Here is a 23104-nt window from a genome sequence, read left to right as displayed (position 1 = left end):
GGTTGAAAAAGCCGCGTGTGGAGGCTTAAGAAATGACGGTGCCTTTTCCAGCCAGTGCATCCAGCAGGGGATGCCCGGTGCGGCCATCGGCAAAAATAACCTGAGGAACCCCGAGATCAATGGCTTCGCTGGCTCCGAGAACTTTTTTCTTCATCCTGCCTTCGGCAAAGGATAGTGCCTGTTCAAGCCCAACCCTTGGCAGGTGAGCAATCACCGAGCTTTCGTCTGGAAAGTGGCGCATCAGTCCTGGCACATTGGTAAGGATAATCAATTTTTCGGCTTTCACAGCTCCAGCAACCATAGCGGCAGCACGGTCAGCATCTACGTTAAGAGCTTCCCCTTTGGCGGAAAGTGCAAGAGGAGCAATGACCGGCGTATAACCGGCTTCGATGAGCATGGATAACAGGCTGGTGTTCACCTGCTCGATTTTCCCCGTGTAATCGTCTCTCAGGATAAGCTTACGGCCATTTTCTACAATCCTGATGGCTTCTTTTCGATGCGCCTGCATGAGTTTTCCGTCCAGTCCGGTGAGACCGATGGCATTCACCCCGGCCTGTTGCATTTTCTCAACAAGAATGGTGTTGATCTTCCCGGCAGTGACCATGGCAAAAATTTCCAGGGTGGTTCGGTCGGTGTACCGGCTTGTGAAACCTGTTTCATTGGTCACAAAACGCGGTGGATGGCCAAGCCTGGTGGAAATTTCATTGGTTTCGGCTGAGCCGCCATGCACCAGAATAATGTCTTGCCCCTGACGGATTAATTCCGCGGCATCGGCGCAAATGGTAGTGAGGTTGACGCCCTGTGCGCCACCGATTTTAACAACAATCATGGTCGCTCCCTGGTTTTAAATGGGGTGAAGCCCGGGAAATTCCAGGCCGGTAGTTTCTGGAAAACCGCACATCAGGTTCATGGCCTGTACTGCAGAGCCTGATGCGCCTTTCATCAGATTATCGATGGCGGCCATGGCCACTACATGACCGGTTTCGGGGTCAAAGTCAAAGCCTACATCAGCATAATTGCTCCCGGCGAGAATTTTTGGCTCGGGAACCCGGTAGATTCCCCGCCGATCTTTAACCAGACGAATGAAAGGCTCTCCATTGGCCCAGTCGCGGAAAATGCGCCAGAGGTCTTTTTCGGACACTCCCGGTTGAACAAAGGCATGGGCAGCAGCCAGTGCCCCCCGCACCAGATCGACGGAAGTCATGGTGAGGTGCACATCAGAGATACCAAGTTCTTGAATGACCTCAGCTGTGTGGCGGTGGCCATACGCCGAAAAGGTGCGAATCACCCCGGTTCGCTCAGGGTGATGAGAACCCGGGTTCGGAGAAGCTCCTCCCTCGGAAGAGCCCACCTTTATTTCCACAATGACCGGGCGAGATCTGTCCAGGACACCTGCTTTCACCAGGGGGTAAAGGGCCAGATTCGCGGCAGTAGCATTACAACCAACCCCGCTGATATAGGAGGCCGTTTTCATTTCTTCCCGGTGAAGTTCGGGTAAGCCATAGACAAATTTTTCCAGCCAGGCGGGGGCTTTGTGGGGTTCTCCGTAGTATTTTGCGTATAATGCCGGGTCGCGAAGCCGAAAATCGGCTGCCAGATCGATGATCCTGGGAGCAAGAGTCGCAAAGTGCTCGATTTTTGACTGGCTTTCACCATGGGGCATAGCCAGGAAAAGGACGTCAACCGGCTCAACCTGATCGGGAGCCGAAAATTTTAACTGCGTGCGTTTGCGCAGATTGGGGTGCTGCTGATAGACATACTCGCCCAGGTGGCTTCCTGATGTGGCCTGATGTACGCTTACCCCCGGGTGATTCAGAAGCAAACGGAGTAATTCTCCGCCAGTATAGCCTGATGCTCCAATAATTGAAACGGAAATTTCCGTCATAATGGATCTCCTGTGTGTCCGTTTCCGGGTGCGATAGATGTAGTTTCTTGTGAGGTGAGATCAATAGGGTTGAAAGTGTAGACCGTGAGTCTGGTAATAGCCGGGCGGGTATCAAGCATGTTCGGGGGTTGTAATTTAACTTTCCCCTGGGCAACCCGCAGGGTGTAATCTACGATGACGCGGGCGACATCGATCCCGGTGGCCGGGGCCAGGGTGTGGAATTCCATGGTGTGATTGACCTCGTTGACCAGATATCCGCGCTGGGGGTCTTCCAGAACATCCACGGCGAGTACCCCGCCACCCACCGCCCGTGCTGCCCGCACACACAGCTGGTGTAATTCCGGGGTGACAGGGCAATTGCTGCCCTGCCCATCACGGGCGGTGTTGGTGATCCAGTGGGAGGAGGAGCGGTAAATGGCACAAACGGTTTGATCCCCAACGACAAAAGCCCGGATGTCACGCCCGGGTTTGCGGATGAACTCCTGGATGTAATAAATGGAGTGTTGATAAGACCCCAGGGTTTCCTTGTGCTCAAGAACCGCCTCTGCGGCATCACGGTCGTTGATTTTAGAAAGTAACCTTCCCCACGATCCCACCACGGGCTTCAACACCACCGGATACCCCAGTTCTTCAATGGCGGCCAGGGCGGCTTCGGGGGTAAAGGCAACCTTTGTACGCGGCTGAGGGATTCCAGCCCGGGCAAGGATGGAAGACGTGATCAGCTTATCACCGCAGGCCGAAGCCACGTAAGCCATATTCACGGTTGGGATACCCCATGAGTTTAGTATCTGGGTAGCATAAAGGCCGCGGGCAAAGGAAATACTGCGTTCCAGCACCACATCGTAGTTTTTCCAGTTACCCGGCTGATCCACATCAAAGGTAATATCGCGGTCGTCAATGCGGTCAAAATCGACTTCGGCTTTTTCGAGGGCTTCGATCAGCCATTTTTCTTCGATCCGAACCCGAGATAGTAAAAGGCCAACCTTCATTCCGCCTCCTCAGGAGCCAGTAAAGAACCGTTTTGGTTACTCGCCCCAGTCTTCTTCTTCCATAGGGGCGAGCTCGAGGGTGGGGGGCTCAAGGCTGGTGACCTCGAGATCTACACCGCAATCAGAGCAGACAACAATTTCGCCGATAACAACCCCATCCAGGGTAATTTCGGCATCACATTCAGGGCAATGAGCAGTAGACATTGGATTACCTCCTAAAAAATGGTGTGACTGATTAACTACCATCGCCGCCGCGAGGAGTTTGCGAAGCGGGGATGGAACTGCGCGTTTTATGATCATCGAGAAACGCCCGTGCCTGCTGGAGTTGAACCTGGACGGCTGCCGGGCTGGTGCCACCGGGGGAGTTCCGCCGGGCGATGGAGGCCTGGAAGTTGAATACTTCGGCAATATCCTTTTCAAAAGCCGGGCTGATGCTCTGAAATTCTGCCAGGGGGAGCTGGCTGAGGGGAATTTCCAGTGCTGCCGCCCGTCTGACAGCTAAACCTACCAGGCGGTGGGCTTCGCGGAAGGGGATCCCTTTGTTCACCAGGTAGTCAGCCAGGTCGGTGGCAAGCATGGCTGGATTAAGGGCAGCTTCCATTTTCTCAGGACGAATGATCAGGGTTTGTAGTACACCTGCCACCACAGGCAGCATCAGGCAGAGGGTATCGGTTGCCTCAAATACCGGCACCTTGTCTTCCTGAAGGTCTTTGTCGTAAGCGGATGGCAACCCTTTGAGCACTGCCAGCAGGCCGGTGAGCCGCCCGATCATCGTCCCGGCTTTCCCGCGGGTGAGTTCGAGGGTGTCGGGGTTCTTCTTTTGAGGCATCAGGCTGGAACCTGTGGAGTAGGCATCGGAAAGCTCAATAAAGCCAAACTCGGCGGATGTATAAAGGATGAGCATTTCAGCCAGGCGAGAGAGATGAATGGCGATCATCACCGCGGTAAAAAGGAATTCAGCGGCTGAATCTCGGTTGGAGACGGCATCGATGCTGTTGGGAGAGAAGGTTTTGAAGCCCAGTTGATTGGCCAGGAATTTTCGATCAATGGGGAAGGGCGTGCCGGCCAGTGCACCTGAACCGAGGGGGAGTACTGCTGCCCGTTCGCGCAATTGAGCAAGGCGCTGCCGATCGCGAGCAAGGGGCCAGAAATGAGAGAGCCACCAGTGACTGAGAAGAATGGGCTGAGATTGCTGGAAGTGCGTGTAGCCTGGCAAAATGATCCCCATGTCTCTTTCGGCACGTTCTACCAGGGCCGTCTGGACAAGTTTTACGAACGCATCTACCCGATCAATGGCATCGACAATCCAGAGGGCAAAATCGGTGGCCACCTGGTCATTGCGGCTGCGCCCGGTGTGCAATTTGCCCCCCACCGGCCCCACCAGCTCGATTAACCGCCGTTCAATGGCTGTGTGTACATCTTCGTCGGTCGGGGCATGAGTGAACTTCCCGGCGCGTACCTCGGCAAGGATATCGGTTAGCCCTTTGCTGATCTGGTGTTGTTCGTCGAGGGTGATCACCCCGGCTTTCATCAGAGCCTTGGACCAGGCAATGGAGCCACGGATATCAACCTCAGCCAGCCGCCAGTCGAAGGATAATGAAGCGTTGAATTCCCAGGCGATAGGATCTAACCCGCCGGCGAAGCGCCCTCCCCAAAGTTTCGACATGATCTCCTCCTGAATGCATACCAGAGCGATGTGATCGATTAAGTGAACATTTTAACCGATCTGTTCCAATTAATCGCGTTTGAATGTGGAATAATCCGGGGCGTCGTATTCGACCTTTTGCCCGTTGGCGATGTCACGCATGGCCGCAACCTTGAGAGGGAGGCCGAAGAGGGTGATAAACCCGGCAGCATCGCTCTGATCGTATACACTGTCTTTGCCGAAAGTGGCGAAATCTTCACGGTAAAGCGAATCGATGCTCTTTTTTCCAGCCGGGATGACCTGCCCTTTGTAAAGTTTCAGGCGTACGGTACCGTTGACGTGTTGCTGGGTGACATCAAAGAAGGCATCCAACGCCTCGCGCAGGGGAGTGAACCATTGTCCGTTGTATATTAGCTCGGCGTACCGCTGAGCTACCACATCTTTATAGTGCAGAACCTCGCGGTCGAGGGTAATCTGTTCCAGTTCGCTGTGTGCTTTGACCAGAATGGTGCCCCCGGGAGTTTCGTAAACCCCGCGAGATTTCATTCCCACCAGACGGTTTTCCACCATGTCTACCCGCCCGATAGCGTGTTTCCCGCCAATTTCGTTTAGCGTTTGGATGAGAGTGGCTGGAGAGTAGGCTTTCCCGTTTACCCTGACGGGAATGCCGTGTTCGAAAGAAATTTCAACGTATTCTGGCTGGTCGGGGGCTTGTTCGGGTGAGACGGTTAGCTGATACATGGATTCGTCCGGTTCCTGCCATGGGTCTTCCAGCAACCCACCCTCGTGAGAAAGGTGCCATAAGTTGCGGTCGCGGCTGTAGATGGATTTGAGGGTCGAAGAGACTGGAACATGGTGGGCGGCGGCATAAGCGAGAGCATCTTCACGCGATTGGATATCCCATTCACGCCAGGGAGCAATGACCTTGAGGCGTGGGTCGAGAGCCATAACCGTTAACTCAAAGCGTACCTGGTCGTTCCCTTTTCCGGTGCAACCGTGAGCCACAGCGTCAGCACCTTCCATGTGGGCTACATCGACCATGTGTTTGGCGATCAATGGGCGGGCAATGGAAGTGCCAAGAAGATAATTGCGTTCATAAATGGCACCGGACTTCAATAACTTAAACAGATACTGGCTGGCAAACTCTTCGGTGAGATCTTCGATGTAAATTTTGCTGGCGCCGGTGGCTTCGGCTTTGGCAGGAAGGCCTGAGAGTTCCTCACCCTGCCCAATATCCGCCGTGTAGCAGATGACTTCACAACCGTAGTTTTCTTTGAGCCATGGCACGATGACGGATGTGTCGAGTCCGCCAGAATAGGCGAGAACGACTTTCTTGATCTGGGGTTTGTTTCCATTCTTTGGCATGTAATCCTCCTTTGGCAAATACCGAAAGATGATCTAATATAGAAAAGCCCTCCAGGTTATGGAGGGCTTGGACATCCTGTTTGGTTCAAATGTGATTACTGGATATGCAACGACAAGCCAACCGTTCCCTGGTAGGTGTAGGAAAGGGTTAGCTTTCGTCGGAGCTTGAGGTCCAGCATCATCATGGGGCAGATTATAGCACAGGGTGCCGATGTGTCAATAGATTTCGTGATAAAGAGTCGATAGGCCCGATGGGTATGGACGTGGAGAGCGTGGTGCGAGAACATTAACAGGTGGTCTGCCCGGGCCGTCATCACACATCCATGCTGACGTGTGAAGCGGATGTGTGGGCAAAGCGGGGATTTATCGAGTTTTCATCCTGGCTCTGGTTGAGATACCTCAGGGGACGGCTCTCGGTCTACGGTGATAGCTGATGTTGCCTCAAGCGGGAAATCCCAACGCCAGGTTTTCAATTCAGGCAGAACGTGATGAGCGGTCAGATCCAGCTGAAGAGGGGTAACGCTGACATACCCGTCGGCGATAGCACCAACATCGGTTCCTCGTTCGTGGATACCCGTGGGCAGGCTTCCGATGGTCCAGTAATAGGGTTTTCCACGCGGATCTTCGCGGCGGTCGAGCTGATCGTGGTAGACCCGTAATCCCATGCGGGTAATCTGAATGCCTTTGATCTGATCTACAGGTAAGCCTGGCAGGTTTACGTTTAGAAAAATCGGAGGAGATAAATGGTTCGCCAGGGCGGTAGTAGTGATGATCCGGGCATAAAAACTGGCGGCGCTGTAATCCAGTAGGGTGCCATTTTCTGGTGTATCAAGGGAAAAAGCCAGCGCAGGTATTCCCCAGATGGCCGCTTCCATGGCAGCAGTGACGGTGCCAGAATAAGTGACATCGTGACCCAGGTTTGCCGAATTATTAATCCCAGAGACCACCAGATCAATTTTTTCCTCAAAGAATCCTGCGGTTGCCAGGGCAACGCAATCGGATGGTGCTCCATCAGATGCGTAGGCAGTGAATGCATCGGAGAGATGGACTTTTTTAACGCGTAAGGGGCGGTCAAGTGTTCGAACGTGCCCCGAAGCAGACCAGTTACGGTCGGGCGCCAGAATACTGACCTTTCCAAGATTTTGAACTGCCCGGGCGAGGGCCAGAAGTCCCGGGGAGGTAATTCCATCATCATTGGTGACGAGAATGTGCATGTTATCCCTGATATTTTGAAGGATGGGTACTTGCCTGAGTGTACCCCGCTCAGTTTAACGCTTGATCAATAGGAGATGATCGTTCTGTAAAAAATGACTTTCCAGTGTGGATTGGGCCCGTCCGAACGTAAGATCATATAAAATGAGGAGGATTCTATCCATGCAAGGGAGGAGAAGGTTGACCCATGAAGCCAAGAGGCATGTTTGTTTTACCGGAAGAAAATTTTCGTTTGATTTACAGCCCGGAGCATGTATCGCGGATTCAGGAGCTGGTTGATCTACGTTTACCCTGCCAGAGTAGTGATGAGGTGCGTAAGAATTTATCACTTCTGGATGGGGTTGAGTTAATTTTCACCGGTTGGGGTAGCCTGGAGTTTACAACGGATGTCCTTAATGCGGCACCCGATCTAAAAATGATTTTTTACGGAGCGGGCTCGATCCGCGGAGTCATGACCGAAGCGGCCTGGGAGAGGGGGGTGCGCATTACCAGCGCCTGGGCTGCAAATGCTGTTCCAGTGGTTGAATTTATCCTGGCGAATATCCTCTTGTGCCTGAAAAAAGCCTATCAACATGCGGCTGAGTACCGGGCCAAGCGGCAGTGGGTACGCCTTCCAGTTGCAGGGGCCTATCATTCAACCGTCGGATTGATCTCCCTGGGGATGATCGGTCGGCTACTTGCTGAGAAACTGAAATCCTTTGAGGTTCACGTCATCGCTTATGATCCGTATGTTAGCCAGGAAGAGGCAAATCACCTCAATGTGGAAATGGTGTCCCTGGAAGAGGTTTTCCGGCGGGGCGATGTGGTATCTCTCCATACACCCCTGCTGGAAACCACGCGGGGGATGATTCGGGGAGAGCATTTATCCTGGATGAAAGAAGGGGCGGCTTTCATCAACACGTCTCGCGGAGCAGTGGTTCGTGAGGATGAAATGATCGCCGTTCTCAGGCAGCGCCCAGACCTGTTTGCGGTTCTGGATGTGACCTGGCCAGAGCCAGCGGCTCCCGACTCGCCTCTGTTTACCCTGCCCAATGTTTTCCTCACCCCCCATATTGCCGGTTCAATGGGGGCAGAGTGCCAGCGAATGGGACAATTGATGGTGGAAGAATTGGAAAGATACCTGGAAGGACGCCCCCTGGCTTATGAGATTACTCGCGAAAGGGCGGCTCTTCTTGCATAGAAATTGATCGATAAAATCATCCTTTTCAACCCTTGACACAGGATCACAAACGGGTAAACTTTCGCATCAATGAATCTCTGGCTTGACCTGATCCACCTGGCGGATAAGCGCGTTAAGCGCCATTCCCCCCCCACCTTCCGGGTGCGTGGGTTCTCAGTGGTTTAAGCAGGTCTGATTGCCAGTTTGCTTAGCCAGGAAGCTCCCCAAACCCGGGGAGCTTTTTTGATTTCATTACGCCGGGAGGTATTGACCATGGTTGAAATTCTTGATAGTACTTTACGGGAGGGGGAACAGACACCGTACGTCAATTTTTTAGTTGACGAAAAGCTCGAAATTGCCCGGAAGCTCGATCATATTGGAGTGGATATGATCGAAGCGGGCGACCCCAGTGTTTCTCCAAAAGTATTTCAGGCAGTCAAAGAAATTGCCAGCCTGGGATTGAAAGCGGAGATTGTAGCACACTCACTGGCCACCCGGAGTGGGATTGCTAAAGCGAAGGAGTGCGGCGTTGGGCGTGTGGTGGTGTTCTACCCGACCTCGAAAATCCATCTGGAAGCCAAAATGAATAAGGGGGAGGATGAAGCGATCGAATATGTTTGTGAGCATATTCGCTACGCTCGAGAGCTGGGCTTAAAAGTGCGGTATACCCCTGAAGATGCATCACGGACTGATTTTGAATTCCTTGTGCGGGTCTGCAACCGTGCTATTGAGGCCGGGGCTGACCGGATTAGCTTTGCAGATACCCTGGGAATCCTCCAACCGCATGAAATGTATGAGCGGGTAAAGGCATTACGTGAGCGGTTATTACCCTGTAAGATTGACCTTCACTGTCATAACGATTATGGTCTGGCACTGGCAAACGCGCTTGCAGGTTTGCGCGCCGGGGCCGATTGTATTCACACCACGGTGAACGGAATGGGTGAGCGAACTGGTATCCCTGACCTCTCTGAAACGGTTCTGGCGTTGCACCAATTCATGGGGGTGAACAAATATGAATTACGCCACTTAACTGAGCTCTCCAGTTACGTCGAACGGATTTCAGGCTTTTTTATTGCTCCCAACAAACCGGTTACCGGCATGAACGCTTTTTCTCACAAATCGGGAGTGCATACCAATGGAGTTCTCAAAGATCCTCGCACTTACGAAAACTTTGACCCTGCCATTCTGGGCCGGGAGCGGCGGATCGTCATTGATAAATATACCGGCAAACGAGCCGTTGCTATGCGCCTTTCTGAGTACGGGGTGGAAGTATCTCCGGAGGAGCTGGAGGCAATCGTTGAGGAAATTAAACGCTTCGGTGATGAGCATAAAATTTTACACGACGCAGATATTGTTGAGCTGGCGGAACGGGTAACAGGCCGCATGATTGATGTGTTTCCTCGAGACTTGAATGCCATTGTGATGATCGCTGTGGAATCCCATGTGTATACGGGTGCGGTGGTTCGCCGACTGAAGAACCTTAAACAGGTGGCCAATGTGTATGAGATCACCGGGGAATATGACATCAGTGCTTATGTCAAAGTCTCGAATGTCTCAGATTTGAATAACTTTATCGAAGAACTCCGCTCGATGCCGGGTGTTAAGTTGACCGATACGCGAATCGTATTGAAGAAGCATGCCGAAAATGGCTGGTAAACCGGATTTCTTGGGCTCATCTATGGAGGCGGATCATGGGTACACTGGTTGAGGAAATTCTTTCCCGTCGTGCAGGGAGAACGGTGCAAGCGGGTGAAATTGTATTGCTGGATGTAGACTATATGATGTCTCACGATAACACCACGCCTCTGGCGATTAAGGCGTTTCGAGAGATTGGCAAGCCGATTAAAGATCCAGGAAAGATTGTAATTCACTTTGATCATGCCTATCCGGCGCCCAATTTGCTGGCGGCTGAGAATCAGCAGAAAATTGTTCGTTTTATTCAGGCTGAAGGGATTACCCATTTTTACAAACGAGGGGTATGTCATCAGGTAATGATCGAAGAAGGGTTTGTCCGGCCAGGCGGGGTGGTGATTGGGGCCGATTCACACACGGTGACTTACGGTGCGCTGGGATGTTTTTCAACCGGGCTGGGTTCGAGTGAAATTGGCGCTGCCTGGGTGACCGGGAAGACCTGGTTCAAAGTCCCGGAGACTATTTTTGTTCGGCTTGAGGGAGAGGCCAGGCCGGGGGTGTTCTCGAAAGATGTCATGTTACACCTGGCAGGTATGCTGGGGATGGACGGAGCCACTTATAAGTCTCTGGAGTTTGGAGGTTCGTATATTGCTCATCTTCCCATGCATGAACGTATTGTGTTTTCGAACATGTCAGTGGAGCTGGGGGCAAAATGTGGTCTGATTGCCCCCGATGAAGTGACTGAGGCCTACCTGATGCAGGAAACCAAAGCCAGCCCACCTCTTGAAAGCCTTGAGCCAATCCATCCTCGTTATGAAAGAGTAATAGAGCTGGATGTCTCGAGTCTGGAACCTCTGGTGGCGTGTCACCCGGATGTAGATCAGGTGAGGCCATTACGTGAAGTAGAGGGGCTGCCGATTGACCAGGTGTATATTGGGACGTGCACCAATGCGCGGTATGAAGATCTGGCTATGGCGGCCAGCATCCTTAAAGGCAGACAGGTGCATCCATTTACCCGTGTGCTGGTCACCCCGGCGAGTCAGACGGTATACGAGAAGGCACTGGCGAATGGGCTCATCGAGGTATTTCTTCAGGCGGGTTGCACAGTCAATGCGCCGGGATGTGGGGCGTGCATTGGGCGGCATGGAGGAATCCTTGCACCAGGACGGAGCCACTTATAAGTCTCTGGAGTTTGGAGGTTCGTATATTGCTCATCTTCCCATGCATGAACGTATTGTGTTTTCGAACATGTCAGTGGAGCTGGGGGCAAAATGTGGTCTGATTGCCCCCGATGAAGTGACTGAGGCCTACCTGATGCAGGAAACCAAAGCCAGCCCACCTCTTGAAAGCCTTGAGCCAATCCATCCTCGTTATGAAAGAGTAATAGAGCTGGATGTCTCGAGTCTGGAACCTCTGGTGGCGTGTCACCCGGATGTAGATCAGGTGAGGCCATTACGTGAAGTAGAGGGGCTGCCGATTGACCAGGTGTATATTGGGACGTGCACCAATGCGCGGTATGAAGATCTGGCTATGGCGGCCAGCATCCTTAAAGGCAGACAGGTGCATCCATTTACCCGTGTGCTGGTCACCCCGGCGAGTCAGACGGTATACGAGAAGGCACTGGCGAATGGGCTCATCGAGGTATTTCTTCAGGCGGGTTGCACAGTCAATGCGCCGGGATGTGGGGCGTGCATTGGGCGGCATGGAGGAATCCTTGCACCAGGGGAACGAGCGTTTACCACGATGAACCGTAATTTTATCGGCCGTATGGGGAGCCCCGAAGCGGAAATCTATCTTGGAAGCCCTGCGGCAGCAGCGGCAACGGCGATTGAGGGAAAGATTGCCGATCCTCGTAAATACATGGGTTGAAAGTGAGGTGGAAGATGGGTAGAGCCTGGAAATTCGGTGATAACCTCAATACCGATGAAATTATGCCGGCCCGGTACAATATCACCATTGATGAGAAAGAGCTGGCCAGTAAAGTGTTTTGCGAGGTGAGGCCCGACTATGCCCCCAATGTTCGGGCAGGTGATGTCATTATAGGTGGATGGAATTTTGGGTGCGGTTCTTCCAGAGAACATGCGCCGGTGGCCATCCGAGGCTCAGGAGCGGCCTGTGTGATCGCCCCTTCCTTTGCGCGGATATTTTTCCGAAATGCGATCAATATAGGATTGCCCATTCTGGAATGCCCGGAAGCGGTAGAAGGGATTGAGGATGGGGACGAAGTGGAAGTAAACCTGGAAGAAGGGCTGATCTTCAACCGGTCGAAGGGAACCCGCTTTCAGGCAAGACCATTGCCCGCGTTTGTATTGAAGATTGTACAGGCGGGTGGGTTGGTGAAGTTCCTGCGAGAACACGACATTGAGGAGCTGACCGAATGAGTGAATATCGTATCTGTCTCCTACCGGGAGATGGCATTGGCCCGGAGGTGATTGCTGCGGCACAGATGGTTCTGCAGGTCCTTCCTGTGAACTGGCATTGGGTGGAAGGGGATATTGGCTGGGGGGCTTATCAACGGCTGGGAACCCCTTTACCCGATGAAACACTGGAGAAGATTCGCTCCTGTGATGCCACACTATTCGGAGCCGTAACCACTCCCCCTGATGTCGCCAATTACCGATCCCCTGTGTTGAGATTACGCCAGGAATTGAACCTTTACGCCAATCTACGGCCTTGCCGATCCATTCCTCATCCAATCTCTCGACCGGGGATTAATCTGGTCATCGTACGGGAAAATACTGAAGATCTGTATGTGGGGCGAGAACGGGTGGAAGGGGAAGGTACGCGGGCTGTGGGGGAGATGGTGATCACGCGTGAGGCATCTGAACGCATTGGGCGGGTAGCTTTTGAACTGGCGATCCGGCGGGGGTTTACAAAGGTGACCGTGGTTCACAAGGCAAATGTATTACGCGAAACGAGCGGGTTGTTCCGGCGCAGCGTACTGCGTGTAGCAGATGAATACCCGCGAGTTCAATGTAATGAGATGCTGGTGGATACCTGTGCCATGGAGTTGATCCGGGCGCCGGAGCAATTTCAGGTGATTGTGACCACTAATCTTTTCGGGGATATTTTATCGGACGAAGCCTCCATGCTCGTTGGAGGGTTGGGGCTTGCGGCGTCTGGGAATATCGGCGATCGGATGGGTGTATTTGAGCCTGTTCATGGCAGTGCTCCTGGCCTGGCAGGCAAAGATCGCGCTAACCCGCTGGCCGCAATTCTCAGCGCAGCGATGCTTTTAGATTATCTGGGCGAGAAGACCCTGGCAGAACAGGTGGAACAGGCTGTCTGGCGTGTGATTGAGCTGGGCCAGGTAACAGAAGATCTCGGCGGAAAGCTGGGTACAAGGGCCGCGGCTTTGGCGGTCATTGGTCAGGTGAGAAAATAACAGGAGGTGTATGGTGCGGGTTGGTTTCCTGTATACACGGATGCGTGTGGAAGAGAAGCTTCTGCTTGAAGAACTGGAAAAGCGCACCGGGGTGGAGGTGGTGCCGATCAGTGATGGGGATATGTATTTCGATATCCGCCGCTTGCCGGTTGAGATCGATGTGCTTTTCGAACGGTCGGTGTCTTATTCCCGCGGGCTCTATATTTCACGTATTTTTTCAGCACACGGTGTGCCAGTGGTCAATCCTCCTGAAGTGGCCGAACGGTGTGGGGATAAATACCTCACCAGTCAACTGCTGGTGAATGCGGGCATTCCAACCCCGCGGGTAATGATGGCTTTTACAGAGGAATCGGCCCTGGCGGCATGTGATTCTCTGGGCTATCCCTGCGTGCTTAAGCCAGTCGTGGGCTCGTGGGGGCGGTTGCTTGCCAAGGCGGATGACCGGGTAACGGCTGAGGCGTTTATTGAACACAAAGCCACACTGGGAGGGGTCAATCATCAAATTTTCTACATTCAGGAATATGTACAAAAACCCGGCAGAGATATCCGCGCTTTTGTCATCGGTGAAGAACCCATTGCCGCTATTTATCGCAGCTCGGAGAACTGGATTACCAACACGGCGCGGGGTGGAAAGGCCAGTAATTGTCCTCTCACTGAGGAAATTTCAGATCTTTGCCGGAAGACCGCCCAAACCCTGGGGGGCGGGCTGCTTGCCATTGACCTTTTTGAGACTCAGGAGGGGCTGACCGTCAATGAAGTGAATCATACGATGGAGTTTCGCAACAGCATTACCACCACCGGGGTGAATATACCCGCACGCATGGTGGATTACGTCCTCAGGGTTGGGCAGAAAGGAGCTTAATCCAAAGTCCCGGTAGCTGGAGAAGGCTTTCTGGTATACCGACTAATGCCAAAGATGATGAAAGCTGCCAGGCATGCCAGGGCCAGCACCTGAAATAATCCTGAGGGGCCGAGAGAATCGAACATCCAACCGGCCAGTATGGCACTAGCCACACTGGCCAGGTTGGTGGTGGCCTGAAAGAACCCCTGAGCAGTGGCTTTGTGGGCGTCAGGGGCAATAGTATTGGCATAATTAACCGCACTGTTCCAGAAAAACACGTAGGAGGGGCCATTGAGGAGATTAATCCCGATTGCCCACTGAGGGGCAGGCATCAGCCCGTAAAGCCCGATGCGAGCAGTAAACCCAAGCAAAGAGATCCAGAACATTTTCTCCTGTCCCAGGCGCCGCATGATCATTCCACTAAAAAACATAAAGGGAATCTCGGCTACTGCGGCCATGGTGGCTGCAACACCGATCAGACTGTCGCTCCCACCCATAGTTTTTATGGCAACACCGAGAAAATTGATGGATCCACTGGCGGCTGTCCAGACCAGGAAGACACACAGCGTGAAAATGATCCAGACGGGTTGGCGAACCATGGCTTTAAGGCCGCCTTTTTCATGAGTGGTCTGGGGTACCGAAAGGACTGGCAAACGGAGCACGGAAAGAGTAAAGGCGAGCATGATCACCGTATATGCGGGGAACATCCATACCAGGCCAAATTTTTCATAAATAAAGCCTGCACTGAAGGTGGTCAGAATGTAACCGAAAGATCCGCCCAACCGGTAACGCCCATATTCTTCACGCTGGTCGCCGAGAATGGTCAATGTAGTGGAGTCAATCAGGGTGAACATGGCAGAGTTTCCCAGAGCGAAAAGCCCCGCCAGTGGCAAATACTGGTAAAAGTTGGTGACCAGAGGGTAAAGGAGGGCGAGAATGCCTGTCCCAATTGCACCTCCGGCCATGATCAAGCGTGCCTGCCCGGTTCGATCTGCCAGATATCCCCAGAGCGCAGCCCCAACCATACCAACCAGTGCGGCTACCATGGTAATGAGACCAATCTGGGTTCCCGTGAGGCCTTTACTGGCATAAAAAACATTGATGAATGTAAAATTAACACCGATACCGGCGTATATCAGAAAGAAAAGCAGGCGAATCGTGGCGAGGTGCCGGGCCTGATTGGATGTGGAAAGGGCACCGATGGTCATAGCTGCATTCTACTATAAACTGGTGGAACCTTGTGAATTTCAAAAAAGGAGCGGGAGAACATGATGGGTGAAAAGCAAATCGAAGATGCTTACCGGCTGGCCAGCGAACGATATGCCTTGTTGGGGGTTGATACCGAACGTGCCATTCAAAAGCTTTCCCGGGTTTCAATCAGCCTGCATTGCTGGCAGGGAGATGATGTGGGCGGATTTGAAAGCACAGGGGAGGCTCTGGGAGGCGGATTGGCCGCCACGGGAAATTACCCTGGAAAGGCGCGAACCCCGCAGGAATTGCGGGACGATCTGGATATGGTGTATCGGTTGTTGCCCGGAAAACACCGCCTGAATTTACATGCTATGTATGCCGAAACCGGTGGAAAGCCCGTAGACCGGGCAAAATTGCTTCCAGAGCATTTTAAAGGGTGGGTTGATTGGGCCAGGGCGAACCACCATGGGCTTGATTTTAACCCTTCGCTGTTTTCTCATCCCAAGGCGGCTGACGGATTGACGCTCTCTCATCCAGACGAGGGAATCAGGCAATACTGGATTGATCATTGTATTGCCTGTCGGAAAATTGGGGCTTATTTTGGGGAATCTCTTGGAAGCCCGTGTGTGACGAATATCTGGATTCCGGATGGCTTTAAAGATAACCCGTTTGATCGAAAATCTCCGCGTGAGCGCCTGCTTGACTCTCTGGATCGGATTTTGTCCGAGAAAATCCCTTCTCATTTCAATCTGGACGCGGTGGAGGGAAAACTTTTTGGCATTGGTGCGGAAAGTTACACTACCGGTTCACATGAGTTTTACCTTGGCTATGCTGTTTCACGGCAGGTGTTGTTGACACTGGACTCCGGGCATTTTCACCCTACAGAAACCATTGCGGATAAGCTTTCGGCAGTTTTGCTCTACGTTCCTGAGGTGCTGTTACATGTAAGCCGGGGGGTGCGCTGGGATAGTGATCACGTGGTTACCTTTACGGACGATCTCCAGGCCATTTGTCAGGAAGTGGTGCGAGGGAACTTCCTTGAACGGGTGCATATTGGATTAGACTATTTCGACGCCAGCATCAACCGGGTGGCCGCCTGGGTAATTGGCGCCAGAAACACCTTGAAAGCGCTTCTGATGGCCCTGCTTGAACCCGCAGATACCCTGCGCGCCATGGAACTAAACGGCGATTTTACCGGCAGGCTGGCCCTCATGGAGGAATTAAAAGGGCTTCCCTTCGGAGCTGTGTGGGACTATTACTGCCTTCAAGCAGGGGTTCCGGTCGGGGAGGCTTATCTGGATGTAATACGCTCCTACGAAAAGAAAATTCTGGCTGAACGCAAGTGAGGCCTGTTAGCTAACGGCTTTCAGCTCGCTGTTGCGCTTTTTGTAATTCCTCGCTGACATTTAGATCACGGTTGACCAGAGCATCGACGGTTTCAAAAAACAGGTCAATGCTCTGGCTCATGTCGGTGACTGTTTTACCGGACACGAACATGGCAGAGTTGACGGCTGTGCGGCCAACGCGAGCTATGTCTTCACCTACCAGGTGAGCATAAGCCAGGGATTCAGCCAGGGCAACCCGGGCGGGCACCAATCGGTTATGGGGTTTACGGCTGATAAAGGCAATCCATTCCCAGGCTGCATCAGGGTTGGCGGAATCTTTTGAGATGGCGGCCCCTTCAAAAAAGGCGAGTGTAAATGAGGAGGAGTCACGTGGAGGTTCAATGACTCCCCAGGGGAACGACCATTCGGTTGGAAAGTAGCCCTTTCCACCACGGGCTGAAAGTGCCATCATGAACATGCCGATTTTCCCCATGGAAATACCACGCAGAGCAGGAGCGCCTGTGGCGCCAAAATCACTCAATGCCTGGCTGCGCGTGGGGGCTACCTCAAATTCTCTGAAGAGATCGACGTACCACTGAATAGCTTCCATGGTAAGAGGATCCGTGAAGGTGGGCTTCCCGCTGGTATCGACGAGTGTTCCCCCGTGCTGATATACAAAGATCATGGCGTCAATGTACTGGGCGCTTTCGTGGGTATAGCCCCAGGTTTTTTCCTGGGGGTCACGCAAGGCCTCGGCGTAGGCGAGAAAGTCCGACCATGTCCAACCTGGCTGAGGATAGGGGACGCCATAAGTGTCAAAAAGATTTTTATTAAAGTACATGACCCAGGGATCGATGCCGGTTGGGATGGCGATTTGCTTACCAGACAACCTGAATGCTTCCAGGGCTCCAGGATAGAAAGCGTCAGAAGTAAAATCCTTTTCTTTAGAGAGATATGCATCCAGGGGTAAGGCACTCAATCTGCTTTCATCCAGTCCGATGGTGTACATCCAGGGGAGAATCATGACATCGGCTTCTTGCGAAGGATTTTCGGTAAATGGAAGGATGTTAATAGTGATGTTGGGGTGATTATTTTTAAATTCGGGAAGGAGTGATTCGTAATAAGCCTGATCAGGTGCCGGACAGGAAAAGGTGATTGTCACCGGTTGCACGGTTGGTAAAAGAGCAGTGCACCCGGCGAGGATGAGGAAAATCATGGGTAGAAAAAGAAAGATGGGACGCTTCATGGGTTCTGGGGCTCTTTCGAAGTATTACGGCAGGCGCAACTCGGCATTTCGCTGAGCTTTTTCGAGTTCACGGTTGAGATCGAAGTCTCCATTGACCAGCGAATCAATCATGCTGATAAAAATGTCGATGCCGATATTAAAATCTTCCAGAGATTCCCGGGTGAGCAAAAGCGCTCCCTCCATTGCCTGGCGGGCAACCTCGGCAACCTCTTTACCGGTTTGCTGGTCAAAAGTCTCAGATTTGGCCAGAGAAAGACGGGCCGGAACGAGGCGTGGAGGGATTTGACGGCTCACAAAGGCAATCCAATTCCAGGCCTCGGATGGATGGAGAGAGCGCGCAGAAACCGCCGCTCCTTCGTAAAATGCCAGGGTGAACCGGGTTTCTCCTTCCGGCATAGGTGCCATCCCCCATGCGAAACTCCACGAGTCACGAAAGAAACTGGAGCCTCCTCTGGCCGAAAAAGGGGCTACAAACAGTCCGATTCTACCCTCGTTAAAAGCAATCATCACCGGGTTTTGCCCTATACCATAATCCGCTTCGATCTGGGCACGGGTTGGGGCGACGCCTTCCTCTTTGTATAAATCGATATACCATTTTACGGCCTGGGCATTGATTGGGGTATTGAGGGCAGGCACACCCTTTGCATCAAAAAGCCCACCACCATAAGCATATAAAAAGAGCAGGCTGTCTATATACCCAAAGGTAACGGGTGCGTATCCATATACTCGCTCATTGGGGTCACGCAGGGCGCGAGCGAGGTCGGTAAAATCTGAAAGAGTCCAGTCTGACCGGGGATTCGGGAGTTCACGGGCCTCTAAAAGGTCTTTGTTGTAATACATCACCCAGGGGTCGATCCCCAGCGGAATGGCCATTTGCGTCTCGGCTCCACTCTGAGGGTCTTTCTGGCGAAATGCTTCCAGTGCATTGGGGTAAAAGTTTTCGGCGCCAAAGTCAGTTTCCCGGGCAAGATAATCGTTGAGCGGGAGGAGCTTTAACCCGTTCAATGTAGGGTTGAGGGTGATGTACCAGGGTAAGACAAAGGCATCGACTTCATCGGATGGGTTATCGGTATAAGGTTTCAGTTCAACGCTAATATAAGGGAACTTTTCATTAAACAGGGGAATGAGCGACTCATAATACGTCTGATCGGCGAGCGGAACCCCAAATTGAATCGAAACGGGTTCGAAGGTTGGAGCAGGCGGCGCGCACGCTCCAACGAGCGCGCCGCCCAGAATGAGGGTTAAAAGGGTCGAAATAATCTTCCGCTTCAATGCCATGATGGCTCACTCAGCCCATTTTTCCAACAGGCGGCGAACCGAGGCCAGCTGAATGGCAACTTCTACATATTCTTGAGAACCGGAATGATGTTCAACGCTCCAACATCCCTGATACCCTGCAGCGCGAAGCATGGACATGGTTTCATCCAGGCAGCGGTGGACAATATCCCAGGAGATGTGAGTGTGCATCGCCCAGGGAGCCATGAGTGCATCGCCCGGGTTCCCGCGAAAATGAAGGAGAACCCCAAAACCAGGGTGGTTGACGGCCTCACAGATTTTTTTCATGTTTTCGGGCACAGCTTCAGGCCCCCAGTGGTTTTCCGGGCCCACTTTAAAGCCATGATCATAAGCCCATTGTGCATACTCACGGTAACGGGTAACAATGAGGTCAAATTGTTCATTGCTAAAGCTTTCTCCCTGCCCACCAGCATCGATGCGAAGGGTTTTTGCTCCCAGGAACTCGGCAGCCCGTAAGTAGGCCAGGGCCTCCTGATAATGTTTTTCTCGAAGCGCGGGATCATCTTCCCAGATGTGCGGCCCGTCGACACAAAGGTTTACCAGGGTCAACTCTCTTTCCTGAAGGCCCTCTTTGACTTTTTTGAGAAAATCTTCATCCAGGGTGGAAATCATGCCATTCCAGATGTCAGCGGTATCGAGATGGTAACGGTATCGACACGATTCGAGGTATCCGAAAAGATCAATCATTCCTCGATCGAGCAGTCCATGAAAGGAATAGGAAGCCACAGACAGGTTCATTGTTCCTCCTAAAAAATAAACTTGCAAAAAGGGAACTGCAACTGGCTAAAGCTTAACTGCTGTTGAGACGGACATGGCCTCCACTTCGTCAGCGCTGACCTCACGCCCAAGCTTATCCGAAAGATAAATACCTTCGGAGATGAGCATGGTTTTCAGTGCCAATTCCGCGGTAGGTAAGAGGGGAACGCGCCCTTGAAGTACTGCGGCCCAGTGTTGAATGGCGCTATCGTAGGCGTCAGCATTCTCACGCAACGAATGCAGTCGCCAGCTGAAACCCTCCATGTCAGCGGTGGCGTTCAGGTCGAGATCGCCGATGCTCTGGAAGAATCCAAACGGATCAAGGCGGATACCGGCCTTGGAGCCCAGCACAACCGAGCCATCCAGTTTATCGAGGTTGATTGCCCAGGCTTCGATGATGTCCATGGTGAGGCCTTCCGAAAACTTTACGAAACCCAGCCCCAGTTCTTCAACGTTGTAATGACTTTTAGCGCGGCGTTCCTCGTCCATATCCATTTCCTGGTAAATTTTGCCAGAAATGCGCTCTACTTGAGGGTTCCCAAGCAGCCAGAGCATCATGGCTATATGATAAACTCCCATATCATACAGGGCACCACCGGAGCAAATTTCCTTTTGAACGAACTGGGCTGTTCCGTATCCATCCACATAGGGGCGGCCCCGACGCCTAAATCCAGTGGAACGGGCATGGTAGATATGGCCAAGCAGACCCTGATCAATGAGGGCCTTTGCTGCTTTGGTTTCGTTGGCGAAGAGCGTATTTAACTGGATCGAAAGCATTTTACCGGTTTCCCGGGCTGTTTTATACATTGTCAGAGCGTCTATGTATGCACCGGCCATGGGCTTTTCACAGTAAACATGCTTCCCGGCCTGCAAAGCGGCCACAGTAACGGGCATGTGAAGGTTATTGTGCAGGCAAACGTCGACGGCTTCGATATCATCCCGCTTGAGAAGGTCATGAAAATCGGTGTAGATATTGGGAATGCCGAACTGTTCAGCTACTCGCCTGGCTTCAGCCTCATTGATATCGGCAATTGCGACAATTTCTACCCCCCCCTTGCATTTTTGAGTGTAATTGTTCAGATGAGATTTACCGATCTGGCCAACGCCAATCACACCGACACGCACTGTTCTGGTCATAATGGCTTCCTCCCAATAGTAGTTTAAAAATTAGTTAAATGGCTCCATGCCGTTATATACACACTTTCTGAAAAAATCAAGCGATTTACAGGGGGTTCCGGGGCCATCCATCGGGTCTCCCGGGGTGGTAAAGTCAGATTTGGAGAGGTATAGAGCATGATATACTTGGCGGCGGGGTTGTGGAAACAAGATTTAAGGCAGGGATTGGATTCGTGCGTCGTCTCGCTGCAATTTTCAATGCCGGGTTAGGGTTCACTTTCCTTGTTGTGGCCAATTGGGCGGTTGAGCTGGGCATTGACAATGACCCTGGATGGGGAAAAGGGCGATATGCCTTGCTTGGCATGGGGTTGTTTTGCCTGACCATTGGGGTGATGGTGTGGTTCTGGCCTATTTTTCGACCATGGTTCGTTAAGGGGGATCAATGGGCGATACAGTGGTATGAGCGTCTGAGAAAGAGCTGGTTATATCGAGTAATTATTGGGTTGCAACGGAAAGTCGAACGAATCCCGTGGCTTGCCACCAGAGAAAAACGTACCCGATGGGCGCTCGGTGTGACTCTGGTGGGGGTTTTAGCTGTGTTCTGGTGGTACACTACCGCAGGAACCTTTCTGAAGTGGTATCCGTATTACCATACCTATTATGACCGCCTGGCTGAGGCGTTTCTGAATGGGCAAATCCATCTTCTGGAAAAACCCGACCCAAGCCTGCTGGCGCTTTCGAATCCATATCCGTATGAAAATCGGGCGGGTGCAAAGTATCTCTGGGATGTTTCTTTCTACAATGGAAAATTTTACCTGTACTGGGGGCCAACTCCTGCCCTCCTGCTCGCAGGTTTAAAACTCGTGGTGCACCGGGTGATTGAAGACCAGGTTCTGGTCGTGGGTTTTCTGCTGGGAGTGGCGGGATTGCTGGTGGGGCTGGGGTACTCTCTCTGGAGATGGTATGGTCATCATGGTTCTTCATGGCTGCCCGTATTCCTTTTCCCGGCGCTGGGGCTGAACCTTTACCTGCTCTGGCCAACGGGCCGCCCCGGCGTTTATGAGGCGGCAATCCTGGGGGGACAATTCTTTCTTTTACTTTCTATGGCCTGTCTTCTCAAGGCGATGACTACCCATACCCCATCGTATGGCTGGTATGGAGTGGCCGGGGTGTGTCTTGCTCTGGCAATGGGTTCAAGGATGCCTCTGGTGTTGTCGGTTGGCTGGTTGACTCTGATGGTAGTATGGCGAAGCTGGTCTATGGTTCAGCGGGAACCTGGCATTGCATTCAGGAAAGCAGGAGCATTCCTGTTCCCGATTCTCCTTGGGGGAGGCCTGCTTCTATGGTACAACGCCGCCCGGTTTGGGAACCTTTTTGAAACAGGCTTGAGTTATCAATTGAGTATTCCGGAATATCCTCCGGAGAGATCGTGGTTGTTTTCAGCGAAGTACATTGTTCCGAACTCTTTCCAGTATTTTTTCCGTGAGCCGTCGTTTCAAGCAGTTTTTCCGTTTGTTCGCTTCCCATTCATTAAAGAAAGCAGCTGGCCCTGGTTCATTCGGTTGCCCGATCATTATCTGTATCACGAGCCCCAGGGAGGTATACTGCTGGTTTTCCCGCTCCTGCTGGTCATTCCCGTTGGCCTTGTTTATACCATGGTGAGGTGGGTGGAGAGCTGGCGGCGTTCAGGTTTCTGGCAGGCATGCAGATCCTGGGGGTTGCAACCAGACAAATGGTTGGTTGTGTCTTTGCTGGGGGTGGGTTTTCTTCAGATGAGTCTCATCCTCTTCTATTTTTTCTCAGCCATGCGTTTTCAACTGGAGTATGTGCCCATTTTTTCCCTTGCGGCGGTGCTCCTTATCCGCAACCTGGATAGTAAATTGGAAGGGCATCGCTGGTATCGTCTTTTCTTCCGCGGATTGGTGACCGGCCTGGCTCTGTATAGTATAGGAGCAGGGTTGATGGGAGGTTTTGGGGCTGGCGAAGAAAGGTTTGAGCTTAACAATCCAGCTCTTTTTAGTCAGCTTCGCGATGGATTCCACTTGTTGTTGGGTCGGTGAA

The 23104-nt window shown here is 52.4% G+C and carries 21 protein-coding genes; 9 read left to right on the top strand and 12 right to left on the bottom strand.

Annotation, left to right across the window (positions count from 1 at the left end; genetic code table 11):
- Positions 1–25: 25 nt before the first annotated feature.
- From ATHL_RS08845 to surE, 7 genes are all read right to left on the bottom strand, one after another.
- Positions 26–829 carry a [LysW]-aminoadipate kinase gene (locus ATHL_RS08845; RefSeq protein WP_062192314.1) on the bottom strand — a complete coding sequence of 268 codons (804 nt, stop codon included), beginning with the start codon at positions 827–829 and terminating at the stop codon, positions 26–28.
- Between the two features lie 15 nt (positions 830–844).
- Positions 845–1885, bottom strand: coding sequence for an N-acetyl-gamma-glutamyl-phosphate reductase (gene argC / locus ATHL_RS08840; RefSeq protein WP_062192311.1), 1041 nt, complete (start codon positions 1883–1885; stop codon positions 845–847).
- Positions 1882–2874, bottom strand: coding sequence for a lysine biosynthesis protein LysX (lysX, locus tag ATHL_RS08835; RefSeq protein ID WP_084001298.1), 993 nt, complete (start codon positions 2872–2874; stop codon positions 1882–1884). The genes argC and lysX (ATHL_RS08835) overlap by 4 nt, the downstream gene beginning before the upstream one ends.
- A 36-nt stretch (positions 2875–2910) precedes the next feature.
- On the bottom strand, positions 2911–3078 hold the full coding sequence (lysW, locus tag ATHL_RS08830; RefSeq protein ID WP_062192309.1) for a lysine biosynthesis protein LysW: 168 nt from the start codon (positions 3076–3078) through the stop codon (positions 2911–2913).
- Between the two features lie 31 nt (positions 3079–3109).
- On the bottom strand, positions 3110–4543 hold the full coding sequence (gene argH / locus ATHL_RS08825) for an argininosuccinate lyase (protein ID WP_162787756.1): 1434 nt from the start codon (positions 4541–4543) through the stop codon (positions 3110–3112).
- 66 nt (positions 4544–4609) lie between these two features.
- Entirely contained in the window at positions 4610–5884 is a 1275-nt protein-coding gene (locus ATHL_RS08820) for an argininosuccinate synthase (protein ID WP_062192302.1), read from the bottom strand.
- A gap of 374 nt (positions 5885–6258) precedes the next feature.
- Positions 6259–7098 carry a 5'/3'-nucleotidase SurE gene (gene surE / locus ATHL_RS08810; RefSeq protein ID WP_084001297.1) on the bottom strand — a complete coding sequence of 280 codons (840 nt, stop codon included), beginning with the start codon at positions 7096–7098 and terminating at the stop codon, positions 6259–6261.
- Between the two features lie 185 nt (positions 7099–7283).
- Here surE and ATHL_RS08805 point away from each other — a divergent pair, with 185 nt between their 5' ends.
- The 7 genes from ATHL_RS08805 (at position 7284) to lysX (ATHL_RS08775) (ending at position 14134) form a co-directional block, all read left to right on the top strand.
- A complete protein-coding gene (locus ATHL_RS08805; RefSeq protein ID WP_062192296.1) occupies positions 7284–8276 on the top strand; it encodes a hydroxyacid dehydrogenase in 993 nt (330 codons plus the stop codon).
- 252 nt (positions 8277–8528) lie between these two features.
- Entirely contained in the window at positions 8529–9911 is a 1383-nt protein-coding gene (locus ATHL_RS08800) for a homocitrate synthase/isopropylmalate synthase family protein (protein WP_062192294.1), read from the top strand.
- Between the two features lie 35 nt (positions 9912–9946).
- Positions 9947–11068 (top strand): 3-isopropylmalate dehydratase large subunit, encoded by a 1122-nt coding sequence (locus ATHL_RS08795; RefSeq protein WP_084001296.1) that lies wholly within the window; start codon positions 9947–9949, stop codon positions 11066–11068.
- Positions 11043–11756, top strand: coding sequence for an aconitase family protein (locus ATHL_RS08790; protein ID WP_062192291.1), 714 nt, complete (start codon positions 11043–11045; stop codon positions 11754–11756). Before ATHL_RS08795 ends, ATHL_RS08790 begins: the two co-directional genes overlap by 26 nt.
- A gap of 14 nt (positions 11757–11770) precedes the next feature.
- Positions 11771–12268 carry a 3-isopropylmalate dehydratase small subunit gene (locus ATHL_RS08785; protein ID WP_062192288.1) on the top strand — a complete coding sequence of 166 codons (498 nt, stop codon included), beginning with the start codon at positions 11771–11773 and terminating at the stop codon, positions 12266–12268.
- Positions 12265–13272: an isocitrate/isopropylmalate dehydrogenase family protein gene (locus tag ATHL_RS08780; RefSeq protein WP_062192286.1), complete on the top strand. Its 1008-nt coding sequence runs from the start codon at positions 12265–12267 to the stop codon at positions 13270–13272. Before ATHL_RS08785 ends, ATHL_RS08780 begins: the two co-directional genes overlap by 4 nt.
- A 13-nt stretch (positions 13273–13285) precedes the next feature.
- Positions 13286–14134 (top strand): lysine biosynthesis protein LysX, encoded by an 849-nt coding sequence (lysX, locus tag ATHL_RS08775; RefSeq protein ID WP_062192396.1) that lies wholly within the window; start codon positions 13286–13288, stop codon positions 14132–14134.
- On the opposite strand, the gene ATHL_RS08770 is transcribed toward lysX (ATHL_RS08775), so the two are convergent.
- On the bottom strand, positions 14131–15321 hold the full coding sequence (locus tag ATHL_RS08770; protein WP_062192283.1) for an MFS transporter: 1191 nt from the start codon (positions 15319–15321) through the stop codon (positions 14131–14133). The two genes, lysX (ATHL_RS08775) and ATHL_RS08770, sit on opposite strands and share 4 nt — an antisense overlap.
- A gap of 60 nt (positions 15322–15381) precedes the next feature.
- Between ATHL_RS08770 and ATHL_RS08765 the strand changes: the two genes are divergently transcribed.
- Positions 15382–16650, top strand: coding sequence for an L-rhamnose isomerase (locus ATHL_RS08765; RefSeq protein ID WP_062192280.1), 1269 nt, complete (start codon positions 15382–15384; stop codon positions 16648–16650).
- A gap of 10 nt (positions 16651–16660) precedes the next feature.
- Here ATHL_RS08765 and ATHL_RS08760 read toward each other — a convergent pair whose 3' ends face one another.
- From ATHL_RS08760 to ATHL_RS08745, 4 genes are read right to left on the bottom strand one after another with little or no spacing between them, the layout of a single operon-like run.
- Positions 16661–17875, bottom strand: coding sequence for an ABC transporter substrate-binding protein (locus ATHL_RS08760; protein WP_062192278.1), 1215 nt, complete (start codon positions 17873–17875; stop codon positions 16661–16663).
- Between the two features lie 24 nt (positions 17876–17899).
- The gene (locus tag ATHL_RS08755) at positions 17900–19153 is read right to left on the bottom strand and encodes an ABC transporter substrate-binding protein (RefSeq protein ID WP_062192275.1); all 1254 of its coding nucleotides are present in this window, start codon (positions 19151–19153) and stop codon (positions 17900–17902) included.
- Between the two features lie 6 nt (positions 19154–19159).
- Positions 19160–19909, bottom strand: a complete 750-nt coding sequence (locus ATHL_RS08750) for a sugar phosphate isomerase/epimerase family protein (protein WP_062192272.1) — start codon at positions 19907–19909, stop codon at positions 19160–19162.
- A 45-nt stretch (positions 19910–19954) separates the two neighbouring features.
- Positions 19955–21064 (bottom strand): Gfo/Idh/MocA family protein, encoded by a 1110-nt coding sequence (locus ATHL_RS08745; RefSeq protein ID WP_062192270.1) that lies wholly within the window; start codon positions 21062–21064, stop codon positions 19955–19957.
- 179 nt (positions 21065–21243) lie between these two features.
- Here ATHL_RS08745 and ATHL_RS08740 point away from each other — a divergent pair, with 179 nt between their 5' ends.
- Positions 21244–23103, top strand: coding sequence for a hypothetical protein (locus ATHL_RS08740; protein WP_062192267.1), 1860 nt, complete (start codon positions 21244–21246; stop codon positions 23101–23103).
- Position 23104 lies beyond the last annotated feature (1 nt).

The sequence above is a fragment of the Anaerolinea thermolimosa genome (assembly GCF_001050195.2).
Taxonomy (GTDB): Bacteria; Chloroflexota; Anaerolineae; order Anaerolineales; family Anaerolineaceae; genus Anaerolinea; species Anaerolinea thermolimosa.
The sequence above is the reverse complement of the archived record's forward strand: the minus strand, read 5'-3'. Positions and strand labels throughout refer to the sequence as shown.